At 75.1% G+C, this 2,467-nt stretch carries 2 protein-coding genes; both read right to left on the reverse strand.

The annotated features are described in order from the left end of the window. Positions 1–66: 66 nt before the first annotated feature. On the reverse strand, positions 67–1,632 hold the full coding sequence (locus tag ACWGIU_RS35495; protein WP_453712212.1) for a mucoidy inhibitor MuiA family protein: 1,566 nt from the start codon (positions 1,630–1,632) through the stop codon (positions 67–69). Between the two features lie 14 nt (positions 1,633–1,646). Beyond that, positions 1,647–2,467: DUF4139 domain-containing protein (locus ACWGIU_RS35500; protein WP_453712211.1), on the reverse strand; the 821-nt coding region annotated here is incomplete at its 5' end.

Consider the following 2,467-nt stretch of genomic DNA (forward strand, 5'->3'; position numbering starts at 1 on the left):
CCCCAGGGCCCGGCCGCCCCAGGGCCCGGCCGCCCCAGAGCCCGGCCACCTCAGAGCCCGGCCGCCTCAGAGCCCGGTGACCTTGGCACTCGCCGACAACTCGTAGACCAGGGTGACCGTGCGCCGGCCGCCCGGGGCGAGCGCCACGTCCCAACGGGCGATGCCCTCGGAATCGACCGCGTCCGGCACCGGCGAGCAGGCCTCCTTGCGCAGGCGCACCTCCACCGCCGAGACCTCGGAGACCGGGATCCGCTCGCGGACGACGACCACCCGCTCGCCGTGGTCGCCGGGGGCGGAGAACCGGGACAGGTGCAGCCGGACCGTGCGGGTGATCACCGTCCGCTGGGTGAATCCGGCCGAGTCACGGGACTCCTCGGTGTACCGGACCACGCGGTGGTCGTCGCAGCTGCCGAAGGCGAGCTCGACCGGGGCCCCCGGGGCGGTGAAGTCCAGCGTGCCGCGGCCGCTGAACCCGCTGCCGCGGACCAGATCCACAGGACCGGCCAGCAGTGCGTGACCGGACCGGTTCTCGAAGGACACCACCCGGGTGACCAGCGGGGACAGTTCGGGGGAACAGGCGTACTCGCTGCGCGCAGCCGTGCTGAAGGCGGAGAGCGGCACCCGGTGGGCGCGGCCGTCCCCGCGTACGGAGACCGGTACGGGGGAGTGCAGCACCCGCGCCTCGCCCCCGTCGTCCACCCCGGGCAGGCCGAGCACGGGGGCAGCGGGGCCGAGGTCCCCGATCTCCTCCTCGCGCAGTTCGACGTCGACCGTGCGGCGCTCCGCCGCGGTGCGGTCACCCAGCGTGAGGCGGTCCTCGCCCAGCCGGGGCGGCTCGGTGGTCTGCGCCGACCGCGCCGTCGACAGGGTCAGCCGTACGTCGGACCAGTCCTCTCCGGTGCGCTGCCAGACCATCGCGTCCGTCTCCAGCGTCAGCGAGTCCCCGTCCAGCAGCACCCGGTAGGCGGGCCGCCACAGCGCGCACGGGGTGAGATGGCTCAGGCGCAACCGGACCGGACCGGCGGCCGCGTTGTCCACGGTCAGCTCGATATGGCCGACCAGCTCGGCGGGCTCGGTCTCCGAGCGGTCCATGGCCTGCCGGGTCTCCGCCAGCTCGACGGCGAGGGCGGCCAACCGCGCGTCCACGGTGCGCAGTTGCTCACCGTACGTATCGCGCTCGCCGTCCACCCGGTCCATCTCGCGGGCCCACCGGGGCCCGTCGGACTCGCCGGAGCCGGCGCCCTCGCCGATCTCCCGCAGCAGATCGGTGGCGAGACGGCCGAGCAGGTCGAGCCGGGCATGCAGCCGATCGCGCCGCTGCCCCAGGGCGAGCTGCTCCTCCTCCAGGCCGCGCACGCGCCGGCGCAGCGCGGAGTCCTCGTCGGGGGACGGCAGCGGTCCGCGCGGCTCCCAGCTACGGACGATCCGTACGTCGAGCACCGCGGCCGGGTGTTCGGCGGCCAGCTCGGCGTGCAGGGTGCGGTCGACGGCCAGCGCGCTCACCGGACCGAGCCGCAACCGCTGCACCCCGGCCTCCAGGTCGAGTACGGCGGTGCGCTCGATGTGGGCGCGGTCCTCCAGGCAGGTCACGGCGGTGACGGGAAGGGCGATCGGCTCCGGGGCCGTGGACATGGACATGGTGGGCCTCAGTTCCTGCGGTTGCCGCCGACCACGGCCTTGCCGGCCGGGATGCGGATCTCGTAGCCGCCGTCGAGGGCGGTGGTCCCCCCGGCGGGCAGGTCCACCCGCCAGACGCGGGTGCCCGGGGCCTGGTGTTCCGGCCCGGCGCCGTCCTCCGGTGTCGTCCAGTCGGCGCGTTCCTCGATCCGCACGTCCGGATCGGAGGTGACGGGAACCCGCTCGTGGACCTCGACGGTGACGGGCCCGGCGAGCCGGTTGGCCAGTTCCACGTGGACCTGGTGGTCGAGCACGGTGGTGTTGTTGCGCAGGCCCGAGGTCGACTCGCGCAGGTTCGTGCGACGGGTGACCCGGACCCCCTCGGCGGGCCCGAGGCCCACCCGGCGGACTCCACCGGGAGCCAGCGTGGGCAGGGCGGCGGTCAGCAGGAAGTCCTCGTCGACGGTGACCTCTACCGGGCCGGCGAGCAGCGCCTGGTCGGTGGCGTTGGAGAGCACCAGCGTCGCGTAGACGGTCTGCTCCACGGAGGGCACGCAGACGTACTCGGTGCGCAGACCGATCGGGATCTCGCCGACGGTGACGGTGTGCCAGGTGCCGTCCGACGGAATGTCGGCGCGGGCGGCGGCGTCCCAGCGGTGGTCGAAGGAACCCGCCGACTCGCGGGGCCGCACCGCGTGCCCGGGCAGAGGCAGCCCGCCCACCGCCTCCGCGCGGCGGCGGTGTTCGGCCGCCACCGGGTCGGCGGGGGAGTCGGCGAACAACCGGCCCCTACGGCCGCCGTGCTCGTCGGGGCCGCACAGGACGAGGGCGGCGTAGTCGAGCTCGGCGC

The sequence above is a fragment of the Streptomyces sp. NPDC054840 genome (genome assembly GCF_053611065.1).

Coding starts and splice junctions, on each gene's coding strand:
- ACWGIU_RS35495 (WP_453712212.1), bottom strand. CDS start 1,632: ATGTCCACGGCCCCGGAGCCGATCGCCCTTCCCGTCACCGCCGTGACC.